The 17,769-nt window shown below is 39.6% G+C and carries 18 protein-coding genes; 10 read left to right on the forward strand and 8 right to left on the reverse strand.

The annotated features are described in order from the left end of the window. The first annotated feature begins 34 nt into the window (after window positions 1-34). From SanaruYs_RS05985 to SanaruYs_RS05995, 3 genes are all read left to right on the forward strand, one after another. On the forward strand, window positions 35-385 hold the full coding sequence (locus SanaruYs_RS05985) for a YraN family protein (RefSeq protein ID WP_127121620.1): 351 nt from the start codon (window positions 35-37) through the stop codon (window positions 383-385). 112 nt (window positions 386-497) lie between these two features. Then, window positions 498-1,397 carry a DNA/RNA non-specific endonuclease gene (locus SanaruYs_RS05990; protein WP_127121621.1) on the forward strand — a complete coding sequence of 300 codons (900 nt, stop codon included), beginning with the start codon at window positions 498-500 and terminating at the stop codon, window positions 1,395-1,397. A 104-nt stretch (window positions 1,398-1,501) separates the two neighbouring features. Beyond that, window positions 1,502-2,371 (forward strand): TolB family protein, encoded by an 870-nt coding sequence (locus tag SanaruYs_RS05995; RefSeq protein ID WP_127121622.1) that lies wholly within the window; start codon window positions 1,502-1,504, stop codon window positions 2,369-2,371. A 3-nt stretch (window positions 2,372-2,374) separates the two neighbouring features. Here SanaruYs_RS05995 and SanaruYs_RS06000 read toward each other — a convergent pair whose 3' ends face one another. Continuing rightward, window positions 2,375-3,280, reverse strand: a complete 906-nt coding sequence (locus tag SanaruYs_RS06000; RefSeq protein WP_127121623.1) for a polyphosphate kinase 2 family protein — start codon at window positions 3,278-3,280, stop codon at window positions 2,375-2,377. Window positions 3,281-3,481: 201 nt separating this feature from the next. Continuing rightward, a complete protein-coding gene (locus SanaruYs_RS06005; protein ID WP_127121624.1) occupies window positions 3,482-5,140 on the reverse strand; it encodes an AMP-binding protein in 1,659 nt (552 codons plus the stop codon). An 83-nt stretch (window positions 5,141-5,223) separates the two neighbouring features. Between SanaruYs_RS06005 and gdhA the strand changes: the two genes are divergently transcribed. Further along, complete coding sequence (gene gdhA, locus SanaruYs_RS06010) at window positions 5,224-6,579, forward strand: NADP-specific glutamate dehydrogenase (RefSeq protein ID WP_127121625.1); 1,356 nt, start codon at window positions 5,224-5,226, stop codon at window positions 6,577-6,579. A 79-nt stretch (window positions 6,580-6,658) separates the two neighbouring features. Here the strand turns inward: gdhA and SanaruYs_RS06015 are convergent, their stop codons facing one another. Then, entirely contained in the window at window positions 6,659-7,201 is a 543-nt protein-coding gene (locus SanaruYs_RS06015; RefSeq protein ID WP_127121626.1) for a TlpA family protein disulfide reductase, read from the reverse strand. A gap of 92 nt (window positions 7,202-7,293) precedes the next feature. Here SanaruYs_RS06015 and SanaruYs_RS06020 point away from each other — a divergent pair, with 92 nt between their 5' ends. Both SanaruYs_RS06020 and SanaruYs_RS06025 read left to right on the forward strand, forming a co-directional pair. Further along, the gene (locus SanaruYs_RS06020; protein ID WP_127121627.1) at window positions 7,294-7,860 is read left to right on the forward strand and encodes a sigma-70 family RNA polymerase sigma factor; all 567 of its coding nucleotides are present in this window, start codon (window positions 7,294-7,296) and stop codon (window positions 7,858-7,860) included. Window positions 7,861-8,095: 235 nt separating this feature from the next. Continuing rightward, window positions 8,096-9,040 (forward strand): phosphatase PAP2 family protein, encoded by a 945-nt coding sequence (locus tag SanaruYs_RS06025; protein WP_127121628.1) that lies wholly within the window; start codon window positions 8,096-8,098, stop codon window positions 9,038-9,040. A 38-nt stretch (window positions 9,041-9,078) separates the two neighbouring features. On the opposite strand, the gene SanaruYs_RS06030 is transcribed toward SanaruYs_RS06025, so the two are convergent. After that, window positions 9,079-10,605, reverse strand: a complete 1,527-nt coding sequence (locus SanaruYs_RS06030) for an alkaline phosphatase D family protein (protein ID WP_127121629.1) — start codon at window positions 10,603-10,605, stop codon at window positions 9,079-9,081. Window positions 10,606-10,849: 244 nt separating this feature from the next. Between SanaruYs_RS06030 and SanaruYs_RS06035 the strand changes: the two genes are divergently transcribed. After that, entirely contained in the window at window positions 10,850-11,080 is a 231-nt protein-coding gene (locus SanaruYs_RS06035) for a hypothetical protein (protein ID WP_127121630.1), read from the forward strand. A 53-nt stretch (window positions 11,081-11,133) separates the two neighbouring features. Here SanaruYs_RS06035 and SanaruYs_RS06040 read toward each other — a convergent pair whose 3' ends face one another. From SanaruYs_RS06040 to SanaruYs_RS06045, 3 genes are all read right to left on the reverse strand, one after another. Further along, a complete protein-coding gene (locus tag SanaruYs_RS06040; RefSeq protein ID WP_127121983.1) occupies window positions 11,134-12,351 on the reverse strand; it encodes a 4-hydroxy-3-methylbut-2-enyl diphosphate reductase in 1,218 nt (405 codons plus the stop codon). Window positions 12,352-12,472: 121 nt separating this feature from the next. After that, window positions 12,473-12,646, reverse strand: coding sequence for a hypothetical protein (locus SanaruYs_RS20075; RefSeq protein WP_160118596.1), 174 nt, complete (start codon window positions 12,644-12,646; stop codon window positions 12,473-12,475). A 97-nt stretch (window positions 12,647-12,743) separates the two neighbouring features. Next, complete coding sequence (locus SanaruYs_RS06045) at window positions 12,744-14,234, reverse strand: Do family serine endopeptidase (RefSeq protein ID WP_127121631.1); 1,491 nt, start codon at window positions 14,232-14,234, stop codon at window positions 12,744-12,746. A 254-nt stretch (window positions 14,235-14,488) separates the two neighbouring features. On the opposite strand from SanaruYs_RS06045, the gene SanaruYs_RS06050 reads away from it, so the two are divergent. The 3 genes from SanaruYs_RS06050 (at window position 14,489) to SanaruYs_RS06060 (ending at window position 16,695) form a co-directional block, all read left to right on the forward strand. Further along, on the forward strand, window positions 14,489-15,703 hold the full coding sequence (locus SanaruYs_RS06050; RefSeq protein WP_306307925.1) for a class I SAM-dependent rRNA methyltransferase: 1,215 nt from the start codon (window positions 14,489-14,491) through the stop codon (window positions 15,701-15,703). Between the two features lie 83 nt (window positions 15,704-15,786). Next, window positions 15,787-16,152 carry a hypothetical protein gene (locus SanaruYs_RS06055; protein ID WP_127121632.1) on the forward strand — a complete coding sequence of 122 codons (366 nt, stop codon included), beginning with the start codon at window positions 15,787-15,789 and terminating at the stop codon, window positions 16,150-16,152. Between the two features lie 51 nt (window positions 16,153-16,203). Then, window positions 16,204-16,695 carry a hypothetical protein gene (locus SanaruYs_RS06060; RefSeq protein ID WP_127121633.1) on the forward strand — a complete coding sequence of 164 codons (492 nt, stop codon included), beginning with the start codon at window positions 16,204-16,206 and terminating at the stop codon, window positions 16,693-16,695. Here SanaruYs_RS06060 and SanaruYs_RS06065 read toward each other — a convergent pair. Continuing rightward, the gene (locus SanaruYs_RS06065) at window positions 16,684-17,622 is read right to left on the reverse strand and encodes an NAD(P)H-dependent flavin oxidoreductase (RefSeq protein WP_127121634.1); all 939 of its coding nucleotides are present in this window, start codon (window positions 17,620-17,622) and stop codon (window positions 16,684-16,686) included. The two genes, SanaruYs_RS06060 and SanaruYs_RS06065, sit on opposite strands and share 12 nt — an antisense overlap. Window positions 17,623-17,769: the final 147 nt, after the last annotated feature.

The raw sequence follows: 17,769 nt of genomic DNA on the forward strand, positions 1-17,769 counted from the left end.
TCGTAAATTTTGGCTTCAAAGGTAGAACATTTGCATGAGCGATAAAATTAAAACAGGGAACAAAGGTGAAGAACTGGCTGCTAATTTTTTAGTTGCCAAGGGTTATGAGATCGTAGCCAAAAACTATCGCTATAAGCATGCAGAAATTGACCTGATTGTCAGCAAGGATAAGTGGCTGATATTTGTTGAAGTGAAGACCCGCCACTCGGCTGCATTTGGTGAGCCTGAAAGCTTTGTCACAAATAAAAAGGCGGCTAAGGTTATTGAGGGAGCAGAGCAGTTTGTGTTTGAACAGCAATGGGATGGGCCTATTCGTTTTGATATTGTTAGTATAAAATTGGGGAAGAACCTGGAGATTGAACATTTTGAAGATGCATTCTATTAATAAATCTAGTCGAATTATTATCCGGTTTTTTTCTTGATAATTCTATAATCTTGAGATAACTGTGATTCAATTGAAAGCCACTAATTTCGGTTCATAACCTAACCCCCAAACTATGAAAAATTTTAGCAAGCTGCTGCTCGCTTTTGTGCTGCTCTTTGCAGTCATTTCCTGTTCCGATGATGAATCGATTAAACCCTTTAGCCCGAGAGCTGATGATGCTTATGTTCCACAAGAGGACATTGCCAATGGAAGAAGTTCTGGAGAGAATTTAACGATGGGAAATCCGAGTGGAGCCGTTGCCAACAGTTCAAACTATTGGAATTATCTGGTTACAAAATACCAATTTGCTATGTCGTACCACCGCGACAGAGGTACACCAAACTGGGTAAGCTGGCATGTAGATAACACATGGTTGGGAAGTGCCCCTCGTCAAGATGATTTTCGCGCTGACACCTCTTTACCTAGCGGTTGGTATCGTGTAAGCAATACTGATTATTCAGGAAGTGGTTTTGACAGAGGCCATAATTGCCCTTCAGCAGATCGCACTTACTCCGTTAGCGATAACTCTGCAACCTTCTTTATGACAAATATGATTCCACAAGCGCCCACTAATAACCAACAGACATGGGCAAGATTAGAGAGCTATTGCAGAACACTAATTAACCAAGGAAATGAATTATATGTAATTATGGGCAGCTATGGAACAGGAGGAACAGGTAGCAACGGTTACAAAACAAAAATTGCTAATGGAAAAGTGACTGTGCCAAATCGCGTTTGGAAAGTAATACTTGTTATGCCTAAAGGCACCAATGATGTTTCGAGAGTTACCACTTCAACACGTATAATTGCTGTTGACATGCCGAATTCAAATAGCATCAGTACGTCATGGGGAACCTACAGAACTACAACCGATGCAATTGAATTAAGAATGGGGTATAATTTATTTTCTGCCTTACCATCTAACATTCAAAGCGCCATTGAATCAAGAGTCGACAACGGCCCAACACAATAAGCATACATAAAAACCTTCTTTAAAAGTCCCTGAACTTTAATGTGCAGGGGCTTTTTATTTTAAATGTATAAAGGCTGATCGATAAAGAATGCTTAAATTGATTCATGAAGATTCTTTTATCTACTCTAACTATAATGTCTTTTTGCCTTACATCCCTTGCACAGTCCGGTTCTGAGATTTATATCTTAGATCTTAAAGAGAAGAAAGGCAAAATCACCCTATCTAATCCACGAAACATTACTAACCGCATTGGTTACGACAACCAGCCATCCTTTCATAAAACTGAAAAAGTATTATACTTTTCATCATTCGATGAAAGTGGACGAGCTGATCTTAAAAGCTATAACCTGAAAACAAAAGAAACTAAAAATGTTACAACAACCCCAGAGCGCGAATACTCACCAACCCTAACTCCTGATGGAGATTATCTCTCATGTATTATTCAACGTGATAACGGTGCGCAAGATTTAGGAAAATATCCGGTAGAGGGAGGGGAAGCCATTGCAATTATTGATAATATGATTGTTGGTTACCATGTTTGGGCTGACAACAGTCACTTGGCACTATTTGTTTTGGGGAAAGATGGAGCTCCTAACTCACTTCATTATCTGGAACTACCTACCAGAGAAGATATGGTGTTGGCTGAAAACATTGGTCGTTCTTTACATCGTATTCCTTCTGAAGAAGCGATTAGCTATGTTGCAAAAGTTGGTGCTGATAACTGGGAGATCCGAAAATTAAACTTAGATAAATTAGATAGCGAAAAAATTGCAACTACTTTGCCAGGCAAAGAAGACATCTGCTGGACTGCAGCGGGTACTTTGCTTTCCAGCGATGGCGAGAAAATATATATGCTACAAAATGAAAAATGGATTCCATTACCAATAAAAGGATTGAAACTTCCATTGAAAGGCATTACCAGATTAGCAGTAAATGCTCAGAATACTACTTTGGCGATTGTAATAAGTGAGTAATTATCACTTATCTTTTTCTCCCAATAGATGTGCCTTCGCCTTTTGCAATTCCTCTTTTTGTTTTTCGCTCACAGTCGGATAGCTAAATTCAAGCTTTTCAAACTGACGGTGAATAATAGCTGCAATACTCAGGCGAGCAAACCACTTATCGTCTGCTGGTATTACAAACCATGGCGCATATTCTGTAGAAGTTGCACTCAAGGCTTCTTCATAGGCCTTTTGGTAATCATCCCAGAAGCCCCTTTCTTTTAAATCACTTAATGAAAATTTCCAGTTTTTGGTTGTGTCGTCTATGCGCTCCAAAAAACGTTTCTTCTGCTCCTTCTTTGAAACATTCAGAAAGAACTTAAGAATGATCATACCATTATCGGTAAGGTTCTTTTCGAAACGTCTAATCTGCTTGTAGCGTTGTTCCCAAAATTTTTTGTCAATGTCGTCAATAGAATCAATGCCAGGGATGTTTTCAGCCAACACATACTCAGGATGCACTTTCGTTACCAATACATTTTCGTAATGTGATCTATTATGTATGGCTATTTCTCCTCTTGCTGGTAATGCTAATTGATGTCGCCAAAAATAGTCGTGGTCTAGCTCGTGCGAATTGGGGGCTTTAAAACTATAAACCTTTACCCCTAATGGATTAAAGCCAGACATTATGTGTTTTACGGCACCATCTTTACCTGCTGCATCCATTGCTTGAAAAATAATCAAGATACTGAAGCGATTATGGGCATAAAGCTTGTCTTGCGTTTCTGATAATTGTTTTCGCCCCTTTTCCAGCAGCGCTTCTGCTTCTTTTTTATTTAACTCCTCACCCTTGTACTTTGTGTCAAAATCTTTGAGTTTGATCTTCGTTTCAGGCTTGACTAACAGGTCTTTCACACGAATAAGTTTTTCATCGCTAAGCATAACATTGGATTTTATGGATGTGAATCCAGTATAAGTTCTAAAAATTCCTTTGCCTCAGGTTACACCAATATGCACAGATAACAGCTGATTCGTGTGAATCCATATTTTCTTGGAAGCAAGGTATTTAAGACTGATACAAAGATTAATGAAACTAGTAAAGTCTAACTAAGTCCGAAATGATTTAAATCAGTTGATCAAACTTTAAGAAGGCGTACCATCACGTAGTGCTCGCCTTAAAATCTTTCCAACATTGCTCTTAGGCAACTCCGTTCTGAATTCTATATACTTAGGCCGTTTGTAGTTAACCATCTGCTCTTTGCAAAAGGCTTTCAATTCATCTTCTGTTAGCGATTCATCTTTTTTAATTACAAAAAGTTTCACTGCTTCTGTTGAATGTTCATCCGGTACGCCAATGGCCGCTGCTTCCAAAACTTTTGGGTGTGTTGCTACAATCGCTTCTATTTCATTTGGGTAGACGTTAAATCCCGAAACCAAAATCATATCCTTTTTACGGTCTACTATTTTAAAGAAACCATCAGGTTCCATGATGGCTACATCACCTGTTTTAAACCATTCTCCTTTATAAAACACCTCACTGTTGTCTTTCTGCCAATACCCTTTAAACACTTGTGGCCCTTTCGCGCACAGCTCACCTGGTTCACCAGCAGGGAGTGGGTTGCCATTATCATCAGCAATCATAATATCGGTACTGGGAAAGGGAACACCAATACAACTGGGTCTTTCACTTCCCAATAAATTAATGGTTAACATAGGCGATGTCTCACTCAACCCATAGCCTTGTGTTATAAACTGTCCAGTCAATTGTTTCCAACGTTCACTTACTACATCTTGTATGGCCATACCTCCACCAATAGTTGCTTTTAATGGCGTAAAATCTACTTCTTTAATTTTAGGATGATTGAGTAAGGCATTGAAAAGTGTGTTAACGCCAATCATAATGTTATATGGTTGTCTTTTCAACTCTTTAATAAATCCCGGCAGGTCTTTAGGATTTGTAATCAACACAGATTTAAAACCAAACTTCATAAAAATAAGCGTGCCATATAGTGCAGTAATATGGTATAAGGGCAATGGCACAAGCGCAGTAGCATTTTTAGGGAAGTACATTTTTAAAAATGCTTCACCTTGCATCAAATTAGCCGACAAATTTCTATGCGATAACTCTGCTCCCTTTGATAGGCCAGTAGTGCCCCCTGTATACTGAAGCAAAATCGTATCCTCTGGCTTTCCTTTTACTTCTGTATATGAAAGTGTTAAACCTTCTGCTAAAACATTATTAAAGGATAAAGCCCCCGGTAATTGATAAGGGGGAACCATTTTCTTAATACGTTTTACTACAAAGTTGACAAGGTGTTTTTTTAAACCACCTAACATATCTCCCAACTCAGTAATAATTACTGTTTTGATTTGAGTCTTTGAAAAAACTTTTTCCAGATTATAGGCAAAGTTGGCTGCTATCACTATTGCCTTTGCTCCACTATCACGAAACTGATGTTCCATTTCGCGTGGTGTATACAATGGATTTGTATTGACCACAATTAAACCTGCACGCAAGGCTCCGATAAATACGATAGGGTATTGCAAACAGTTTGGCATCTGCACAGCAATTCTGTCGCCTGGTTTCAAATCAGTTTTGTGCTGAAAGTAGGCCGCAATAGCTTTTGATTGCCGATCAAGCTCATCAAAGGTCATAATCTTACCCATATTTTCGAAGAGGGGCCTTCCCTTGTATTTTTGGAAAGATTCATCAAACATGTCTAATAAAGTAGGGTAATCTGCGGGATTGATTTCAGCAAGCATCCCCTCGGGATAACTTGAAAGCCAAGGACGGTTATTCATAGTCTTAAATTAATTAAAATAGCTAAACAACAACCGTTTGCAATGCTAATTCTTATAGTATATTGTCTTAAAATAGAACCCCGATGGCAACCAACGACCTATTAGATTTTGTTAAACTGCGCAATGCGCATGAACCTGAATTTTTACAAGCTGTAGAGGAAGTAGCACTTTCCGTTTTACCAGCGCTAGAAAAACACGCTGACCTGAGAAAACTTAAAATCATTGAGAGAATAACTGAGCCTGAAAGACTTATCTCTTTTCGTGTTACCTGGTTAGATGATAAGGGAGAAACACAAATAAATCGCGGCTACCGTGTGCAAATGAATAGCGCCATTGGCCCTTATAAAGGTGGTCTTCGTTTTCATCCGTCTGTTAATCAAAGCGTACTTAAGTTTTTAGCATTCGAACAGATTTTTAAAAATGCACTTACCGGTGTTCCCATGGGCGGTGGTAAAGGAGGTAGCGATTTCGATCCGAAAGGAAAAAGTGAAAATGAAATCATGAAATTCTGCCAGGCATTTATGAGCGAACTGGCGCGCCATATTGGCCATCGCTTAGATGTACCTGCCGGTGATATTGGTGTGGGAGGAAGAGAAATTGGTTATTTATTTGGCGCTTATAAAAAAATAAGAAATGAATTCACTGGTGTATTAACCGGAAAAGGAATTGGATGGGGCGGTAGCTTAGTTCGCCCAGAAGCTACAGGTTATGGCCTGGTTTATTTTGCTGAAAATATGTTGCAGACAAAAAAAGAATCGCTCAAAAATAAAGTTTGCCTTGTTTCCGGCTCTGGTAATGTGGCGCAATATGCTATAGAAAAACTAATTCAGCTTGGCGCAAAGGTGGTTACTGCTTCTGATTCTAACGGCTATGTTTATGATGAAGCTGGTTTTACAGTTGAAAAGCTCGCGTTCTTGATGGATTTAAAAAACAACAAACGTGGACGCATAAAAGAATATGCAGAGAAATTTAAAAATGTTGTTTACAAAGACATTGATGATAAAGCTGATCATAATCCTTTATGGAGTATAAAAGCTGATTGTGCTTTCCCTTGCGCAACACAAAACGAAGTCAATGAAAAAGATGCTAACAACCTTGTTAAAAACGGTGTAAAATTGTTAGGTGAAGGATCGAACATGCCTACTACGCCCGAGGCGATAAATGTGTTAATTGATAATGGAATCATGTACGCTCCAGGCAAAGCCAGTAATGCTGGTGGTGTTGCTACTTCGGGTTTAGAAATGACTCAAAACTTTATGGGTACCAATTGGACACGTCAGGAAGTGGACGCAAAATTGGTTGACATCATGAAAAATATTCACGAAACATGTTTAGCTGCCGCAGCTGCCTATGGCAAGCCCGGCAACTATATGCATGGTGCTAATATTGCGGGCTTCTTAAAAGTTGCAAGAGCTATGCAGGCACAGGGAGTAATTTAATTTTGGAATTATAAGATTTCAGATTCAACATTCGAAGTTTATAGATACTTCGCGAATGTTGAATCTTTTTATTGGCATCTCATTCAATCACATTCTCCACCTCATCCAACTTCTTAGTTGAAAACTTACCTGAGGTTGCGTATATAATTTTGCCTTCTTCGTCAAGTACAAAAAAGTAAGGAGTGTCTTTCTTTTCGAAATCTAGTGCTTCTTTGTATTGTTTTAACTCTCCCTTATAAAACAGAATGTTTGGCAACACTTGTGGATCAATATTTTTCAGCGCCTTCTTTTTGGCGGTTCCTGTAGCTGCTGCGTTAACTCCTGTAAACATGGGGACAAAGTAAACGTTAACATCGTAGCCCATACCATCAAACAATGAACCAGTATTCTTTCTTACAAATTTTTCAAAAACAGGAGAAAACCATGAGTTCAATTCGTCCTCTGCTTTTTTTGAGTATGCCAAACCTAAAAGTGTATACTTGCCCTTTACATCATCCGGCAGTTTCACTTTTTTGTCCTCTACTGTCTCTGCCTCCATGGCTGGAAAAGGTTTCCCTACAACCTGAGCCATAGAAAAGCCTGATACAAGCAACAAAAGATACAATACTAACGTTTTTTTCATATTGGGTAGATTAATAAGGTAAAACTGCATGAATGTTTGCGTCTTTTCAAACCTTCTTCGTCTATTAAACGGATAGATTCGACCAATCGTATATGAATAGCCTGCATCACGACCTTTATCAAAAAATTAAACGCTATGTACTCAGTCATGTGCGTGACAAACAAGATGCAGAAGATATTGTGCAGGATATTTTCATAAAAATTCAATTGCAACAACACCAGGTGCGCAACCCTGAAAAATTAATTGGCTGGATGTACCGCATTGCAAAAAATTCCATCATTGATCATTACCGGCTTAGAAAAAAAGAGCAAACAGGTATGCTTGTAGAGGTGACAGACGACAGGCACATTTTTAACGAATGCGTTGAACAATGCTTGATGGAACTAGCTAAAACCTTGCCTTCCCCTTATCAGGAAGCACTTGAGTTATCAGAGAAACAAAATATTTCGCAAACTGAATTAGCCAAGCGCTGGAATATTTCTTACTCGGGTGCCAAATCGAGGATACAACGTGCACGCCAAATGCTAAAGGGAAAATTGCAAACACTTTACCGCATTGAAACTGATGCTTACGGCAACATACTTGTTTGCGAAAATCGAGAACACTGCAGCTGCAACGCTGCGCATACTTTACAAGAAGAGTTAAATCGCATCATTTAAAAATTGTCAGGACATCAGTGATGCCCTGACAATTCGGTTTAGCAGCAGCCTCCGCCACCACAACCATCACCATCAATTGAGTGTGTTTTCATGTTCGTATAGTTTAATGTGAAACATTTTTTGTAGCAATCTTTTATTGCCTGTAGTAATGACGTGGACGTTATCAAAAGACGCAGCCTAACTCACTTTTATTTCTTGCGTCTTTTTCTTCTTGATCCGTCATCAGGATAAAAACATGAAAAAATTTTTACTCTTAACATTACTGCTGAGTGTTTTTAACTCACTAGTCTTTGGACAAACCTCATTAAATAATGATGTCGCAAGGGGGCATTATAAACAGCTCAACAACTTCTCAGGTAAGGCAAGTGGTGACCACGCCATTGACACACTTCATTTCATTTATGATGCAGCACTTGCAGAAAAAAGGCTGAGTCTGAAACCTCATTATTTAACAGCCATAACCGAAAAAGATTTTATACTGCCAGATATGCCAGCTAATAGCGCTGCAAAAACAAAAGCAGAACTCAATTACTTGATGGCTTTGCAACAACAACGCACAGAACTAGATGTGAAGACAAGCTTGTTTATGGCCAATGTTTACTTTAATCCACGAGCAAAACCAGAAGACGCTAACTATAAAGTCTACCGTGATAATTTATTCTTTATTGGCCGCTCAATAGGTACCTGGTTTAATGCACAAAACCTGCCCATGACTGCTAAACTGATGGCCACCGTATGGCAAGACGCCAGCTACTTTATCTGGACATTCAAATATAAATATGCCCGCATTCGCCCATACATTTTAGAACCTGCTCTTAACAACTTAGAGGAAACCAACTGGCCAGCGTATCCGAGTGGTCATGCAGCTAACTCATATATTAACGCTTATATCTACAGTGCTTTGGCGCCAGATTTTAGCGATGTGTTTTTAAAAGATGCATATGATATGGCCCATTCGCGCGAAATACTGGGTGTACATTATCCGAGTGATTCAGAAAGTTCACGTTTGTTGGCTCAACAATTCGTTAGTATGTTGTTTAAGAATAAAGAATTCCTAAAAGATTTTGAAAGCGTGAAAAAAGAATGGGCTGAGAAAGCCAAAGAAGATTTTACTACACCTTCATCTGTAGAAAAGACAACGGTTGAAACAGAAGCCTGTGCTAAAAAATGCGATGGATAAAAACAAAAGCAGGGGCTTACAAAATAAGCCCCTGCTGTTTATTGTAACCTGTTTGTGTTTTTTAATACCTCCATACTTTTACCTAGCTGTTCAGTTGCTTCAGGTGTACGAAGTGTGCTAACATACCACCACTCGGCTTTTGCTTTATCAGCATTGGTGTACAATAGCAAATAACCATGATCGCGAGCGTTACCGTATTTAAGATGCGGATTAGCCTTCATTAAAGTTTGCTCACCCATTTTTACAGTATCGTCACTCGTGTATTCATTCCAGTTGGATGAGGAAATACTTGGTGTACCCAATTCAATAGCATAAGCGCCCGCAGCAGTTTTTGGATTATACTTTTTAAGATCCGCTACTTCAAATGCCCAGGAGGCGTGTGTATCTCCTGTAATAAAAATGACATTCTTCAATGCCTGCTCTTGTAGGTAATCGGCAATATGTTTCTGTTCGTAAGGATAACCATCCCAACTATCAAGGTTGCGTGGTGCAGAGGGGAATGGGCCCGATTGATCTACTTCAGAAAATATAACCTGGTTGCCAATTATTTTCCAGGTTGATTTGGATTGTGCCAGTGTGGTTTTAAACCAATCCAATTGTGCTGCACCAAGCATGCTTTGTGCTTCACTCTTGTAAGCCGGATCGCTTAAACTGTCAACTGGTTTAGTTCTTCCTTCCAGTCTTTCATCCAACATAATCAGATCAGCAATATTCCCAAATGAGAATGAACGGTAATGGCTTTTACCCTCTCTTATGGGCAACCACTCATAATACGCTTGGGTAGCAGCTGCTTTTCTGGCAGCAAACTCGCCTTCATCTTCCTGATGATTCTGTGCACCTTCTTTAAAAACATTATTCGCTACTTCATGATCGTCCCAAATGGTAATGAAAGGATGTTGTCGCCTTGCTCTTTGCAATCCCTTGTCTAAGTGGTATTGCGAGTAGCGGGTGCGATAATCTTGTAGTGTTACTATTTCATGTGCAGGTAAATGCTTACGGCCTATCGTTGTATCGCCATAGCCACCCACAGGATATTCATAAATATAATCACCTAAATGGACGACTGCATCCAGTTCACGTTCAGCAATTTTTTGGTAAGCATTGAAATAACCAAACTCCCAGTTACTGCAACTTACAACAGCAAATGCAGCACTGTCAGTTTGTACTGCAGCGGTTTTTGTTCGCCCGGTCATAGATGTTGTTCCTAATGCTTTAAAGCGATAGTAATAGAATCTTCCTGGTTTAAGTCCGTCAACATCTGCTTTAACAGTGTAATCACGGGCGGGTGTTGTTGTAATAGAATCTGATTTATAAACTGAAACAAAAGCGGGGTCCTCTGCAATCTCCCACTGCACAACTACACTATTTAGAGAATCTTCAGGCGTAACTCTTGTCCAGATTATGACGCGGTCATGTAGCGGATCGCCTGAAGCAACACCATGATAAAAAGGTTTTTGTGTTGCCTCGAAAAATGGAGTGACTTCTTCAGTTAACTTTTTGCTTTTTTCGGTCTTGCTGCATCCCATTATCATTAGGAGCATCAGTATGGCGTAGCTTTGTTTCATAGGTTTAGATCATCACAATTAATAATACGAATCTAGGTTTTTCTTTCTTCGAAATTCTATTACAAATTCCTGTGCATTGTTATAAAATTGTTGTCTTTTTTATTGAATTCACCGAATAAAAATTTGGTCAAAGGTCTTAATCGAAGCACTGTAGGTTAAACACCACATTTTCAGTATCTTGCGCCACTTTTGCACCAAATGCAAGAGAAATGTGTTTTAACATTGCATAAAAACAATAAGAATCATGGGAAGACCCCCTATTTTACCAAAGAAGAAAAAAGACGGTTTTTATATAGAAATTCGCAATAAAGGCGCTAAAACTGGCACAATCATCATCCGCGACACAGAAGAAGCGATGATGCAAGCCGTTCGTCAATACCAGGCCACTAAAGACATTATCATCATGGGCGAGCACCGCAATGGTAAGAAAGTTGAAGGTGCCGCTAAGAAAGGTCGCGCTAAATCAGCTGAATAATTTATTAAGAATCGGTGTTGTTGCTTTGTAGTTAGCTTCACCGATTTTTAAATTCAATACTCCGCCAAAACTTCTTCAATTGTTTTGCCTGAGCCTACGCACTCAAGCAAACGTAGCATTACTCTGTCCACCAATGTATCAGGACAAGAAGCACCACTCGTTAACACAATTTTAAGGGGATGCTTAGCGGGCAGAAAGCCTTGTGCCACTTCTTTCTTTTTCTGTGGATAGTTATAGTGATGTATTTCTGTAGTTGATTTAATCTCCTTTTCTGAATTTATAAAATAGGTTGGAAATTTTCGCTCACACAATTCAACAATATGCGAAGTATTCGAGCTATTGTAACCTCCTACTACTATCGCTACGTCTGCATCCGTTTCTAGTAATTGATATGTTGAATCCTGGTTGTCGTTAGTTGCATAACACAAAGTATCGCGCGTGTCAGCAAAGTGTTGTTTAATATCGGCCTCTCCGTACTTCTCTATCATTACCTTTCTAAAATAATCGGCAATGGCTTGGGTCTCCGTTGCAAGCATGGTAGTCTGATTCACCACGCCAACACGCTCTAAATCTTTTGTTACATCAAATCCTTCAGAAAAACGACCTGCAAATTCCTCGGTAAACTGTACAGCATTTTTCTTTCCGGTTACGTAAGCTGCAAGCTGAACCGCCTCCTCCATATCACGCACTACTACTGATTTTGCGTTGGCGGCTGAGTGAGAAAATGTTGCCCGAGTCTCTTCGTGTTTGGGTTTTCCATGTATGATAACGGTATGGTTTTCCTTCCCCAGCTTCTCCGCTCTATTCCATACCTTCTCTACAAAAGGACAAGTAGTGTTATATTTTTGCACTTCTACACCTTTATCCAATAAGAAATTTTCAATTTCAATGGTGGTACCAAAAGCCGGAATAATCACTACATCATCTGCGTTAATTTTCTCCCAAGGAATAAACTGTGATCCATCAGTATCCATTATAAATTCTATACCACGGCTTTGCAGATCGTTGTTCACTTCCTGGTTGTGAATCATCTGACTAAGGAGGTAGACTTTTTTATCTGGATTTTCTTCGATAGCGCGGTAAGAAATTTCAATGGCGTTTTCTACACCATAACAAAAACCAAAATGACGTGCCAGTATAAATTGTACGCTGCCAAAATCAAGTATAGTAGGTGTAAAGTCTTGCTTACGCAAATCTTTAACACGTCTTGATTCTTTTATCTTGCCGGTAATGGAAGAACGGTAATAAGCGGGTATGTCGAACTTTTTGATAGCTGTAAATTTATCTACAAAGTAAACACAAAAGAGGGCTTGTGGTTCCGTAAAAAAATAAAAAGGCAACACTCCTGAGTAAATCAGGAACACTGCCTTTCCATCTTAAAAGAAAACCGGCTTATGCAGCCTTAGATAACTTATCTTCTTTTACAGTATTGGTTCTAACCTCTTTTGATTCGAGATCAAACCACTTTACTTCAACGATGTTGTTCTTAATATACCTTAACACTTCCATCACTTTGCCGTCTACCTTGTTGCGAACACGTTCGCCCTTCTTGAACAATTTCCTCATATAATACAATAACGAATTTGTTAATTTTAAACCAAAATACGAATCAAAACTTAAAAGTCAAGTGTTTGACTGGAATGCTTTTGATGACACTAATCACTTACATCCTGAAAGCGTAGTTAAATTCTCTAGGGAAGTCATCGTAAGTCCCACTTAAAATAACGAGGTCACCTGCTTTTTTGTTCTTTAATTCTTCGTTAAATTCTTTAACGGATTTAACCTCGGTATCGTTCACCCTGGTAATGATGAAGCCCTCCCTCATTTCTGTATAACGAGCCAATTTACCATTGCCCAAAGATTTTACCCTTACACCATTTTCCAAATCTAGTTGCTTCAACACCTTGGTGTCTATTTCTTCTAGCTCTATTCCTAAGGCAACAAGGCTACTTCGTTCTTCGGGTTTTATTATCTCTGTGTTACCATTACGCCCTATCAAGGTTACGGTATACTTCATCTCTTTCCCTCTTCTATTCACCGTAACTTCTACTTTGTCACCAGGACGTTTAAGTCCAATGTACTCTGTTAAAGCGGTACTGCTTTTAATTGAGGTGTTATCTAGTTTAATTACAACGTCACCTTCTTTAATCCCCGCATCCTTTGCTGCACTCTTTTCAGCAAAACCAGACACATAAGCTCCTTCAATAATATCCAGGTCGTACTGCTTTGCCAAATCCTTGTTAACACTCGCCACAGATACACCCAACCAACCACGTTGCACTACTCCAAACTTTATAATGTCTTCTACAATTTTACTCACAATACCAGAAGGTACAGCAAAACCATAACCAGAATAAGAACCTGTTGGACTCGCAATCGCTGTGTTGATGCCTAACAATCCACCATTCAAATCCACCAATGCTCCACCGCTATTTCCAGGGTTAATGGCAGCATCTGTTTGTATAAACGATTCAATGGCTGTGCTTCCTTTTTCTGTAATCCCCTCGCGATTCACAATGCCAATGTTTCTTCCTTTGGCACTAATAATTCCTGCAGTTACAGTGGAGTTCAAGTTAAAAGGATTGCCAACTGCCAACACCCACTGCCCTACCTTTGCCTGATCTGAATCTACGAAAGCCAAAAAGGGAAGATTGGTTTCTTTCACTTTTAACACAGCCAAATCTGTGTCAGGATCTATGCCAACTACCTCTGCATTAAATGATCTATTGTCATTTAGGGTCACTTCAACTATGTCAGCGTCTTTAACAACGTGATTGTTGGTCACTATATAACCATCTGCATTAATAATAACACCTGAACCGGTTGATTGACTCGGTTGACTACCGCGACCTTGTGGAGATGGTGTGCCGAAAAATTCTCGAAATGGATCAAAAGGCTGTTGGTTCTCTCTTGTGCTTTGTTTTTGTGTTGAGCGAATGTGCACCACAGCCTTCGTTACTTTTTCTGCTGTTGTTGTAAAATCTAGTGGCACTGCCTCTCCGTTTTCATTAAAGGAGTATGCTACTTTTGTAATGGGTGTGCCATTTACATATTGTGTTTTACTCACATCATCGTTACCTAACCAACGGTAAGCGGCTATCGTAAATACACTGCCAAGCACTGCGGCAAAAAAGATTGATGCAAATTGTTTCATGTGTTTATAATTTTAGTTTAATGTCACATGGAATGGCCATATAATTATTTGTGATTTGTGAGGATCATATACATGACCATTTCATAGTTCTATCTGATTTTTTAATGTCTATTTATCCTCAAAAATCAGGCAAGTCAGCAAAAAATGAAATTTTGTCAGTTTGAGAAAGTCAAAAATTCCTTCCAACGCCTTCATGCCTTCTAATTAATGCTACAACGTTTAATTAATCAAATGGGTTCTTAAATACTTAATGTGTGGCATTAGTATGCGTAATTTGCAGGATGATCATCAGCGGTATAATAGTTTTAAAAAAAGGTAAAGAAATTTCTTTACAGCGTTTCCACCCATGGCTGTTTTCTGGTGCCATTCAAAAAATGGAGGGCCTGGTTAACGATGGCGTTTGGGTAGAAGTTAGGGATGCCAATAATAAAACCCTTGGCTTCGGCCATTATCAAAACGGGAGCATTGCTGTGCGCATGCTTACCTTCGATTCAGTTACCCCTGATGAATCTTTTTACACTAAAAAATTAGCTCAAGCTTTATCGCTCAGAGCGTCCGCTTATCTACCCTCCATGCATACCAACTGCTTTCGCCTTGTACATGGTGAGGGCGATGGTTTAACAGGACTTGTTATTGATTATTATGATGGGGTCGCGATTGTACAGGCCCACTCTACAGGAATGCATGCTGATCGGGAAGCGATTACAGCGGGCTTGCAAGCAGTACTAAAAGACAAATTGAAGGCAGTTTACTATAAAAGTCAGGGAACGCTGCCCGGAAAAATACGCGATGAAAAAAGCGATGGATATTTATTCGGGATGACCAGCGTGCCTCATATAGTGAAAGAGCATGATCAAAAATTTTTAATTGATTGGGAGAGTGGGCAAAAGACCGGCTTCTTTTTAGATCAGCGTGAAAACAGAAAACTGTTGGCCGATTTCTCCAGAAATAAAAAAGTGCTCAATACTTTTTGTTACACAGGAGGCTTTTCTGTTTATGCTTTACATGCAGGTGCTGCTACAGTTCATTCTGTTGATTCTTCTGAAAAGGCTGTTGAGTTAACTAGAAAAAATATTGAACTAAACGGGTTCGATACGCAACAGCATGAATGCTTTGCGATGGATACTTTTGATTTCTTAAAAGATAAAAAAGATCAATACGATGTAATTATTCTTGATCCACCTGCCTTTGCGAAACACCGCGATGCAAAACATCAGGCAATGAAGGGTTACCAAAGACTGAATGCTGAAGCTATGAAGATGATTAAATCTGGTGGCATTATTTTTACCTTCTCATGCTCACAGGTTATTGATCGCAAACTTTTCTATGATACTGTTACTTCAGCCGCTATTCAGGCTGGCCGTGATATAAAAGTTTTGAGTCACCTATGCCAACCCGCAGATCACCCTGTTTCCATTTTCCATCCGGAAGGGGAGTATTTAAAAGGTTTAGTGCTAAGTGTGGTTTAAATTCCTAAACTTCACTTGCAATAGATTTCGCCATCATTCCAACTCCTGAAGTATAACTTGTGTCTAATGAAAAAAATAAACACATGAAAGCATTCGTATCTATACTCGCTATCAGCTTTATACTTAGTGGGTGTTCTGAAGAAAATGTAGGCACATCAACTTGTTTGACTCCAGCTACACTTCGTGATATGAGTGGTTTAGATGGATGTGGTTGGGTTTTTGAATTGAATGATGGCACAAAATTGAGTCCTTATTGGATAATGTTTTGTGGCACACCTCCCCTTCCTAAAGAAGTAACTGAAGATCCTCTTTACAATTTCGAATATGTAGATGGCAAACAGGTTATGATTAACTACGAAATCATTCCCGACATAGTCACAGCCTGTATGGCTGCTGAGGTTGTAAAAATCAAATGCATAAGCGATCGTCCTTTGCCAGGGAATGAATAAATACCACAGCTTAGGTGAGCGAGCATCATCCTGATCTGATTATTTTTATACATGATCTCCGCTTACCTAAGAACAAGATCTTTAGTCAAAGCAATTTTATTTTCTGGTTTATGTATTGGAGTCGCTGATGGTATTGCAGCGGTGCTCTCTAATTTTTTGATGAAGAGCGTTAGCCCGGATCGGGTTTTCAAATTTGTGGCCAGTGGCGTATTTGGCATGAAGGCCTTTGCTGGAAATACTGAAATGGTGGCTGCTGGCTTATTCTTTCATTTTCTAATTGCCATGTCTTTCACTGCATTTTTCTTTGTTGTAGCCACCACCTTTAAAAATTTACGCAACAATGTTTTAATAACCGGCACTGGTTATGGCTGTGGCATTTGGCTTATCATGAATTTTATTGCGATACCACTCTCCAATACCCCTCCCCTTTCCTTTGAAACCAGTTCAGTCATTGTGGGTATCATCGTTCATATTTTTATTATCGGTATCCCAATTGTATGGCTAGCCAAGCAGCACTTTAGCTCCGCTCAATCATCCGCATAAGCTTTTCTTCACTTGCAGGTACTCTTCCCAAATCTCCCTTACTATTTCTGCTGCGGGTTGAATCTTGTTAATACTTGCTGCTACCTGCCCGATTTCCAATTCTCCTTCCTCCATATCTCCTTCAAACATGCCCTTCTTTGCTCTCCGTTTGCCGAGCAAAGCCTCCATTTCCTGACTTGTTCCTCCTCTTTTCTCGAGTTCAATTACATCTTGAAAAAACTTATTTCTTAATAAACGAACTGGGGTTAACTTTTTCATGGTTAACAAAGTCTCTCCTTCACCAGCAGCCACAATTTTATTTTTAAAGTTTTGATGGGCTGAGGATTCGGCCGAGGCGGCAAATCTGCTCCCAATTTGCACTCCATCAGCCCCCAAGGCCTCAGCCGCTAACATACTTCGGCCATTAGCAACACCTCCCGCTGCAATCAATGGGATTGATATCGCTTCTCTCACCATAGGTATCAAAACGAGGGTTGTGGTTTCTTCCCTTCCATTATGCCCACCTGCCTCAAAGCCTTCCGCCACTACAGCATCAACACCCGCCAATTCTGCTTTTTTGGCAAATTTCACGCTGCTAACTACATGTACAACTGTAATTCCGTGCGCTTTTAAATGGCTTGTCCAGGTGGCAGGGTTACCAGCAGAAGTGAAAACAATTTTTACATTTTCCTGAATGATAAGGTCTATAATTTCCTTCATTTCGGGGTAAAGCATGGGCACGTTTACAGCAAATGGCTTAGTAGTGGCAGCCTTACATTTTTGTAAATGCTCCTTGAGGGTTTCGGGGTGCATAGAGCCAGCCCCAATAATACCCAAGCCTCCGGCATTGCTAACTGCAGCGGCCAATCGCCAACCACTGCACCAGATCATACCCGCCTGAATGATGGGAAACTCAATGTTGAAAAGTTGTTGAATGCGTTGGTTCATGACTAAAAATGGCTTGTATTGCGTTGAAAATCTGAAATTTAACTCAGGCGCTCCGGAAGGCCAAAAAATAGTGCTTTAGAGTTGTCCACAAACTCAAGATTTAATTTTAGGCACTTAAAATACTGTAATTCAGATGGTTAATCATTT

The organism is Chryseotalea sanaruensis, from assembly GCF_003990915.1.
Taxonomy (GTDB): domain Bacteria; phylum Bacteroidota; class Bacteroidia; order Cytophagales; family Cyclobacteriaceae; genus Chryseotalea; species Chryseotalea sanaruensis.